General features: G+C 25.4%; 9 protein-coding genes. 8 read left to right on the top strand and 1 reads right to left on the bottom strand.

Going from position 1 to position 9786, the window contains the following annotated elements:
- Positions 1–802 (bottom strand): metallophosphoesterase (locus tag ACQRD5_RS15795; RefSeq protein ID WP_427747026.1); only part of this gene is annotated, 802 nt, incomplete at its 3' end.
- 582 nt (positions 803–1384) lie between these two features.
- On the opposite strand from ACQRD5_RS15795, the gene ACQRD5_RS15790 reads away from it, so the two are divergent.
- The 8 genes from ACQRD5_RS15790 (at position 1385) to ACQRD5_RS15755 (ending at position 9661) form a co-directional block, all read left to right on the top strand.
- Entirely contained in the window at positions 1385–2134 is a 750-nt protein-coding gene (locus ACQRD5_RS15790; RefSeq protein ID WP_294169673.1) for an ABC transporter ATP-binding protein, read from the top strand.
- Position 2135: 1 nt separating this feature from the next.
- Positions 2136–3950 carry an ABC transporter permease gene (locus tag ACQRD5_RS15785; RefSeq protein WP_320899887.1) on the top strand — a complete coding sequence of 605 codons (1815 nt, stop codon included), beginning with the start codon at positions 2136–2138 and terminating at the stop codon, positions 3948–3950.
- A 54-nt stretch (positions 3951–4004) separates the two neighbouring features.
- Complete coding sequence (locus ACQRD5_RS15780; RefSeq protein WP_320899885.1) at positions 4005–4634, top strand: FtsX-like permease family protein; 630 nt, start codon at positions 4005–4007, stop codon at positions 4632–4634.
- A gap of 99 nt (positions 4635–4733) precedes the next feature.
- Complete coding sequence (locus ACQRD5_RS15775; protein WP_294169676.1) at positions 4734–5072, top strand: SdpI family protein; 339 nt, start codon at positions 4734–4736, stop codon at positions 5070–5072.
- 83 nt (positions 5073–5155) lie between these two features.
- The gene (locus ACQRD5_RS15770) at positions 5156–7768 is read left to right on the top strand and encodes a 3'-5' exonuclease (protein ID WP_427747025.1); all 2613 of its coding nucleotides are present in this window, start codon (positions 5156–5158) and stop codon (positions 7766–7768) included.
- 47 nt (positions 7769–7815) lie between these two features.
- Entirely contained in the window at positions 7816–8238 is a 423-nt protein-coding gene (locus tag ACQRD5_RS15765) for a UDP-N-acetylglucosamine pyrophosphorylase (RefSeq protein ID WP_291625068.1), read from the top strand.
- Between the two features lie 199 nt (positions 8239–8437).
- The gene (locus tag ACQRD5_RS15760) at positions 8438–9202 is read left to right on the top strand and encodes a threonine/serine exporter family protein (RefSeq protein WP_291625067.1); all 765 of its coding nucleotides are present in this window, start codon (positions 8438–8440) and stop codon (positions 9200–9202) included.
- On the top strand, positions 9203–9661 hold the full coding sequence (locus ACQRD5_RS15755) for a threonine/serine exporter family protein (RefSeq protein ID WP_291625065.1): 459 nt from the start codon (positions 9203–9205) through the stop codon (positions 9659–9661). It abuts the gene before it with no gap.
- Positions 9662–9786: the final 125 nt, after the last annotated feature.

Genomic DNA, 9786 nt, shown 5'->3' with positions numbered 1-9786 from the left:
CTTTCATTCCTAAATTAATTTGTACTATTTCACTTCTACTTCCAAGCCTAATAGGTGGTCCCCATGTACCATAGCCTGAAGAAACTACAACATTTAAATTATCCTTTTTTAAATATCCATAATCAACTTCAAATATTTTGTTAGTAACTAAATTGCCTGGAATTATTTGACCTCTATGGGTATGACCAGACAGTTGTAAATCTATATTAGCATCTAAGCTTTCATCTATATATTTTGGGTTATGGTCAATAACTATTAATGGTTTAGATTTATCTAAATCTTTTGTTAAATCCTCTAGGGTAGCTCTAGGCTTATTACTATATCTACTTACTGTTATATCATCTCTTCCAATTATATAGAACTCATCATTAATTAAAACAGATTCGTCTCTTAAAACAGTAACAGAGTTTTCTTTAAGAAGATTTACAATTGTATCTTCTTCCTTAGTTAAAATATCATGATTTCCTAAAACTGCAAAAGTTCCATATTTGGATTTTATATTAGAAAATTCTACAGTCATGTTATGATTTAAAAATGGAGTGATATCACTATCAATAATATCTCCAGCTATAATTACTAAATCAGGATTAAGGTCATTAATTTCATTCACCATATTCTTCAAGTTATTATTTTTTATAATATTTCCTAAGTGAATATCAGAAACCATAACGATGTTTAGTGGTTCTTTTAAGTTTTCTTTATTAATTTTAATATCAAAGGATTTAACATATGAACTTTTAGCATTATAGCTACCAATTACTATTAATATAATAAATAATAAGTTTACTAATATCGTTTCCATTATGTAAACTCTATTATTAAAAAAAGAAGTCTTTTTCAGTATAAAGTTTATTAATCCTAAAATGGGAAAGACTAATGAACTATACATAATAAAACCAATCCAATAAGAACCTATTAATGAAAAGAAATTAGCTAGGTTTTGAGATAAATATTTTGTAAGTGACATAGAAATTATATATGATGATGATAAAGTGCAAAATACTATCCAAAAGGGTAAAGGTGAAATATTAATAGTAAGTTTAAGTCCTTTTAAAATTACCTTGCCTATATAATAATTTAAGATAGAATATAAACTGAAAAATATAGTGAAGAATATTATATATTTATCTTTCATTTGTATCAACTCCAAAAACTTTTTTTATAATTATATCATAATGGTAATTATTATAAAATATTAGTAATATTTTATATTTTAATAAAATATAAATAGCGAGAAAAATTGAAATTAATTTCCATATAGTGTACAATTTTACCATAAATTAACTGTTAAATATAAGAATTAATAATAGATAAAATGTAATGATATTTTATGAATAACATTATTTTATCTTATTAGCTAATTGGTATAAGGAGAGTTTAAATAATGGAAAAAATATTATCTGTAGAGAATTTATATAAGGTTTACAGAACTTCTAATACAAATGTTAATGCATTAAAGGATATAAATTTATACTTAGAAGATGGAGAGTTCTTAGCTATTATGGGAAAAAGTGGTTCAGGAAAAAGTACTTTTCTTAATATAGTAGCTGCTTTAGATTCACCAACTTCAGGGAAAATAAAGCTTGAAGATGAGGAAGTAATTGAAATGTATGAAGAGCCTAATGCAAGTATATATAGATCAGAAAACATTGGCTTTATCTTTCAAGATTTTAATTTACTTAAGGATTTAACAGTAGAAGAAAATATAGTTTTACCACTTATTTTAAAAGGAATTAAAGAAAAGGAATCAATAGAAAAAACTAATGAAATAATGAAAGAGTTAAATATATATAATTGGAGAAAACATAGACCTGTTCAGTTGTCAGGAGGACAAAAACAAAGAGTAGCTATAGCTAGAGCAATAATAAGTAATCCTAAGTTGCTACTTGCAGATGAGCCAACAGGAAATTTAGATTATAATACATCTATAGAAATATTAAATGTACTTCAAAATATGAAAGATAAGTTAAATAAAAGTATAATTATGGTTACTCATGATCCTGAGGTAGCAAGTTATGCTGATAGGGTTTTATTTTTCCATGATGGAGAAATAATTGAGGAGTACATGATTAAAAAAGATAATACTGATATAGATTTTATTATGAATATTTTTAAGAAAATTATGAGGTTATAGTATGATTAGGAAAGTAAGAGATATAGGATTTAAGAATATAAAGTATAATAAATTTATAGTAATTTCCTCAATATTTAGCATAATGATAGCTCTTGTTATATTTCTTAGTATGTTTAATTTCATAAGTAATTCAGAAAAAACTCTTATGGATAATATTCATAAGGTTTATGGAGACATGGATATATCCATTAGTTATAATAGAGAATCACATAAAGATTTTACACAAGAAACCGTAGATAAAATTATAAATAAAGAAGGAGTTAAAGAATCTTCAGAAGTGTTAATAGACTTTTTATATGTGGAAGGAAGTGACACATATATAGCTGGCTTAGAAGATAATGACTTAAGTAAAAGTAGATATAAATATACTAGTAGCCTTAAGGATAACTCAATAGTTATAAATACAGGACTAGCCCAAAGATTAAATAAAGGTATGGGAGATACAGTAGAAATAGAAAATAAGTTTTTCATTATTAAAGAAGTATTACAAAATGATAAAAACAACTTAGATATCCCTAATATTTTAATAATGGATATAAATAATCTTAGAGAATTTACTGGAAGAATAGCTACAGGAGTTATGGTAAAGCTTAATAAAGATGTAGTTAATACAGTAAATTTTGCAACAGGTATAAAAGAAGAAATAGATAAAGATATAGAAAGTGAGATTGTAGAAGAGAATGAGACAGTTAAAGCTAATCTTCAAAGTCTAAAAATATTTGTATCTATTTTAGGTACACTTATATTAATAATGAGTGGATATTTAATTTTAATTAACTTTAATACATTTTTATATAAATACAGAAAAGACTTTTCTATATTTAGATCAATTGGAGGAAGTGGGTGGCAATGCTTTAAGGTAGTTTTTGTTCAAAGCACTTTTATAAATGTTATAGGATGCGTATTAGGATTCATAACAGCTTATATTTTAAATTCTAAAATTATAAATGTAATAAAGCCTTTATTTAATTTTGAAATAGAAATATATAACTTTAATTTTGGGATATCTATATTAATAACTTTGATTACTGCAATAATAATTGAAGTTATGATGCTAATTCCAGCTTATAAATCTTCAAAAATATTACCTTTAAAAATAAAGGAAGAAAATGAAAGCTTGTATATTAAAAAAGTCTCTAATATAGTTCCTTATATTATTTATTTTATAGGATTTTGTATTTACTGCTATGGAGTAGTATTTAAATCAAAGAGTGAGAGTAGTACTGTATATGCTTTAGTAGCTTCAATGTTTTTTATTATAGGAACAATTATTTACCTAAGGAACAATATACAATATATATTAAATAAATTACTTTTACCAGTGAAAAAGGTAGGGGGTGTGTATAGCTTTATAGCAATAAAAAATATAATTCCACAGGTGAAAAGATATTCTTCAATTATAATATTTATATCTATTTTGTTTATGGTTATTACCTTTTCAACAAGCATATTTAATATAATAGAAAAGAATGATATAGAATATACTAAAAGTGTTAATCCAGGGGATATAACAGTTACAAGCGTCCTAAATTTGGATTCAAAGTTAGATTATTCAATAATGGAGGATTTTAAAAAGTTAGATGAAAATAGTAGTGTTAGCTTTATAAATAATTCCATAGGACTTGTAACAGATTTATCTGATGATTTAGCATCAGTTGGAGTGATGGATATAAAACCATTTATTGAAAATAATATATTAAAAGTAGATAAGGATATTAATTTAAATGATAAGATTGTAATTACAGAAGAATTTGCTAATAAAAATAATTTGGAGATAGGAAATAAAATAAATTTAGCCTTACGTGAGTATGGATAATCTATTGAGGATAAGATAGATTATCCTATTGGTGAATTTTCAATAATTGGATATATGAATAAGCTTCCAAACGATAGAGCAAAGATAGCTATAGATTTTACTAGTGAAGCTTCTAAGGAAATTATTGAAGAGTTAGAAAAAAATCATATAAATAAATTTGAAAAATTAATAGTATTTACTGAAAATCCAAGTGATTATGCAGAAGAATTAGAGACACTAAAAGGTAAATATCCAGAATTGAAATGGAGTATTACTGATGATTTACTAGATGAAAATAGACAATATTTATTTCAAAGATGGGCGATACTTATTATATCTATGGGAGCTATATTATTTATTGTAGTTTTAGGTGCTATTAATTCCTTAATGAATGATATAAATAATAGAAGAAGCGAGTATGCGTTATTAAGAGTTTTAGAACTTAAACCTAAGAGTGTAATTCAAGTAATAGTTACCCAGGTATTAACATATATCACATCAGGATTAATTATTGGAGTAATTTCTGGGCAAATCATAAGCATAATCATTATGTCTTCAGATAAAATATTTTCACTTGGCTTTAATGGAAAGACAATATTAATATTTTCAGTCTTAATTTATATATTAGTATTTAGTATAATTTTTCCTTTTGCAATAAATTTATCAAGAAAGAATATAGTACAAGAATTAAAGAATGAAATTTAATTTAATAAAAACCACAAGTTTTTAAAGTTGTATATAGGTAAATTTTTTGGAGTGTTATAATATTATATATGATAATTCTATCGTTAGGGGATTGATATAATGGTACTTTTATTAACAGGATTTATATTTGCTTTTTGTGGATTTTTATTATATAAATTTCCACCAGAGAGCATAAATGGAGTAATGGGTTATAGAACTCCTATGGCTATGAAGAATAAAGATACATGGGATGAAGCTCAAAGATTTGGTAGATTGAGCATGATTATATTGGGTTTTATAAATTTACTTTTAGGTATAATATTTTATTTTGTTAAAGGCTTTTTATTGAATGAAACATTTCAACTAATGTTTATGTTAATAGGTACACTATTTATGCTATTAATAGATGAAAAGCACTTAAGAAAAATATTCAATAAGGATGGAAGTAGGAAAAAATAATTTGAGAGCTGTTTGTACAGCTCCATTTTTATATTAAATATTATGATAAAATAGATATATAAATAAAACTAGGAGTTGAAAATATGTCTTTAAATAAAGAGCAATCTTTAGTTGTAAATGAATTAGAAAAAAATATTTTACTTCTTGCCTCTGCAGGTACTGGTAAAACGAATACTTTATCCAGACGGATTTCAAATATTATTAATTCAAATAAAGCCAAGGCTGAAGAAATACTATGTATTACTTTTACTAATAAGGCTTGTGCAGAAATGAAGGGCAGGATTGAAGATGTTGTTGGAGAAAATGCCAAAGGTATAACTATTAGAACCTTTCATAGCTTTTGTTTTGATTTAATTAAAAGTGAAGCTAAGAAAAGAACAGATATATTTACTGATTTCTTAGTATTCGATGAAGAAGATTGTAAGGAAATAATAAAGGAATGTAATTTTAATAATTACCCAGTAAATAAATTGCAACAATTTATAGAGCTAGTTAAAATACAAAAATCAAAACTTAATCTAAAGGAAGAGGAGCCTTTAAAAAATTATAATAAAGTAATTGAAAATATATTTAAATATCAAGCTGATAAAATTAAGTCTATTTGTAGCAATAAGGGAAATCAAGATTTGAAAATGAGGGACTACCTAGAAAGTAAGGGTGGGGAGTTAGTAACATTATATAACTCTCTACTTATTAATAATCATGGATTAGATTTTGCAGATTTAACAATAAAGGCAAAGGAATTACTTACAGATGAAAAATTAGTAGAGAATTTAAAAAATCAATTTAAATATATAAATATAGACGAAGTCCAAGATACTAGCACCTTAGAATATTCAATAATTGAGAAAATATTTGCTCATAACAATATATTACTTTGTGGAGATATGTTCCAAACTATTTATGGTTGGAGAGGATCAGAGCCTGATAAAATATTAGATTTATTTAGAAAAAAATATAATCCAATAGAAATTATATTTACTAAAAATTATAGATCAACAAAGTATATTACAGATGGTTCCTTAAGTTTTTTAGAAAATGCATTTAATAAGAAGTATTCTGATATTTATAAGGATAAAATTACATCAATTACAGATGAAAAAGGAGATAAAATTAAACTAAGGAAAGCAAAAAACTTAAGGGAAGAAGCTAGATTTATATTTGATGAAATTAGAGAATTAGAAAAAAATGGAGAAGATGTTTCTAAAGCTTGTATATTAAGTAGAGATAATAACTACAACATCAGTTTAAGTAGAGAGCTTGGAAATATAATAGGATATGAAGGTGCTAATTTTGAATTTATATTAGTTGATCAATTTAAGTTTTTTAGAAGACAGGAAATAAAAGATATAATAGCCTTTTTAAAGCTTATTGCTAATAGATATGATAATGTTAGTTTAAAAAGGATTGTAAAAAGACTGCCAACAGGCATAGGAGAATCAACTTTAAAGGCTATTGAATCTAAAGAATATAAAGAAGTTGGAATATCACTTACTGATTTTATTGATGAAAATGTTAAAGTATATGGAGAAAAGTATTCCTTATTAATAGAAGAATTTCAAAAGGACAATGTTATAGTTTTTGACGTTGAAAGCACAGGAACTGACGTTACAGAAGATGAAATAATACAAATTGCTGCTATAAAGATTAATTCTAAAGGTGAAGTAACAGATAGTTTTGAAAAATTCCTAAAAAATAAAAAATCTGTAGAAGGATCTTATAAGGTACATGGATTCAGTGATGATTTTTTAAGAGAAAAAGGAGAAGACAAGGAAAAAGTACTAAAAGAATTTGTAGAGTTTTCTAAGGATTCTATTATTGTTGGACATAATGTTCAGTATGATATTAATATTTTGACAAGTGAGCTTAGTAGAAATAAATTAGAAGGCCCCAAATTTAAAACTTTTTATGATACTTTAGATATCTATAGAAGATTTCATACTAAATTACAGAATTATAAATTAGAAACCTTAAGTAAAGTTTTTAATACAAAGAATAAGCCTAGTCATGATGCAATGGATGATATATTAGCAACTAAAGATTTATTAGTTAAAGCAATAAATGAAGATTTAATTCCAACTTCTTTTAATAGAATTAATTTAGTAAGTAAACATATAAAATCTTTTATTAAAATAAATAAAGCATTAAATGAATTATTTGAAAGGGCAAAAGATAAAAGACCACAGGATATAATAGTTGATATAATTAAAGGTTTTAATATAAAAACATTATATAGTGGAAGAAGTAATGAATTAGAAAAAGAAGAAAATGAAAAAATAGAAAGGCTTAGAGACTTTTATGTATTAGTAAAAGAACTAGATGATAAAGAAAAAAGTAATAGAGATTCTTTATTAGATATAATTAGAATAACTGGATTATCTAATGGTGAGTTAGAAAGCTTAATTGTAAATAGGACTAAGAAAAAAAGAATACCTATAATTACAGTTCATCAAAGCAAGGGACTTGAATTTGATACAGTATTCATATGTGGACTACAACAGGGGGTATTTCCTTCTTATATGTCATTAAAATCTAATAATATGGAAGAGGAAATGAGAACTTTCTATGTGGCTTTGACTAGGGCAAAAAAGCATTTATATTTAACTTATCATCAATATGAGGAATATGGTAGAGAAAATAAAATAAGTGACTTTATTAATTATATAAATAAAGAATATATGGATAATGATTATTAATTGTAGTATAATAAAGAAAATTTTATTAAACAGTGAGGAAAAAAATTATGAAGTATGATTTAAATATTTACGAGCTTGGACAATTATTATCAAGAGTTACAGGAAATTATAGTGTTAACATATTAGCTAAATCAAAGCTTAGTGGAGGATGGATGACTATAACTGGGGAAGTTGAAGTTATGGGAGTGCCAGAAGATAAGGTAGTACTTAAAGGTAATAATATTATTACTTTAAAGATAAAGGATAGTGGTTTAGATGGCAGTTCATTAAAGATAACTGGAGCAAAGGATGGATTATTTAATGTAGATGTATCTCCAACTAGATATAGAGAATTTGGTAATTCAGGTATTAGTTTAAATAAGGTAAAGGTTAATAATAATGAAACTAAACTTAGAATTGATGAGGATATAATCTTTACAATTAGAAATGCATCAGTAGAAGATATAGATATAATTATTAAGGGTATTTAATAATTTTTATACTTAAAATATAAAATGAAATACTAAAAATAATAAAGCATTGAACTCCTTTTATAGGAGTTTTTTTCTTTAATTTAAAGTTCTTTATTCTTATTATTTATAGATATTATAATTTCATAAATCTATATAGACATGAGAAATATAGGATTGTATAATATATGAGGTTAATTTAAAAAAGAAGGGACAAAATATGGAGATAAATGAAATACTTGAAGTAGCTAATTATGCAGGCAAAATAATGTTAGAGAGCGGTGCAGAAGCATATAGAGTGGAAGAAACTATGAATAGAATTTGTACATCTTTAGGTGTAGAATCTGCAAGTAGTTTTGCAACTCCAACTGTAATAATATCTTCTGTATCGCAGAATGGATCAATAAAATCCTTAGTTGAAAGAATTTCAAATCGTTCAGTTAATCTGCAGAAAATTCATAAGGTAAATGATTTAGCAAGAAATATAAATAGAGATAATATAACATTAGAAGAATTAAAAGAAGCTCTTAAAGAAATTGAAGATGAAAAAAGATACTCAAATAAAACAACAATTTTATTTTCAGCAATAGGAGCTTTTGGATTTGTATTTTTGTTTGGAGGTTCATTAAGAGATGCAATAGCAGCATTTTTTATTGGACTAGCAGTAAAATATGTATCTATTAAGTGTGATAATTTTGGAATTAATTCCTTTTTTAATACTAGCATATCAGCTGGTATTTTAGCTTTATTAGCTATAATTTCTATAAAAATAAATTTAGCAAATGATATGGACAAGGTTATTATAGGCTCTATAATGCTTTTAGTTCCAGGACTTGCAATTACTAACGCTATTAGAGATACAGTTGCTGGAGACTTAGTATCAGGACTTGTAAGAGGTGCAGAAGCCTTCTTAACAGCTATAGCAGTTGCAGTTGGAACAGGTGTAATTTTAAGTTTTTGGATAAGTGTCTTTGGAGGTATATAAATGATATTAGAGGTTTTATCTGCTTTTATAGCAGCCTTTGCTTTCGGAATAGTATTTAATATAAAAGGTAAAAATTTAATTTTCGCAGCTATATGTGGTGCTTTAGGCTGGTTTGTATATAAGTTAGCCTTAAGCTTTGGCTATTCTGATATAACATCCTTATTTTTAGCTTCACTAGCACTAAGTACATATTCAGAAATATTTGCAAGAATTTTAAAGACTCCAGTAACTACATTTGTAATTGCAGCTTTAATCCCTTTAGTTCCAGGAGGAGGAATGTATTATACAATGGTAGAAGCAATAACTGGAGATATTATGAAATCTTTAGAAATAGGAATCAAGACTATAGCTTCAGCAGGAGCACTAGCACTAGGTATAATTTTGGTTTCTACATTAACAAAAACATTCATTAGAAATAAGAGCTTTAATGTGAATAAAAATATTTTTAGCAACAAATAATAGATTTGTAGTCAGAGGTTATTTATTTTAATTGACTATGACTATGGGGCACTACAGGACAAAATGTAGTGCCTTTTGACATTTTAAAGATTAGTACATATAATATTTATAGATTTAAATATATT

The organism is Clostridium sp. SGI.024, assembly GCF_050315195.1.
Classification (GTDB): Bacteria; Bacillota; Clostridia; order Clostridiales; family Clostridiaceae; genus Clostridium.
Note: the sequence above shows the minus strand (reverse complement) of the source record. Positions and strands in the feature narration are given on the sequence as shown.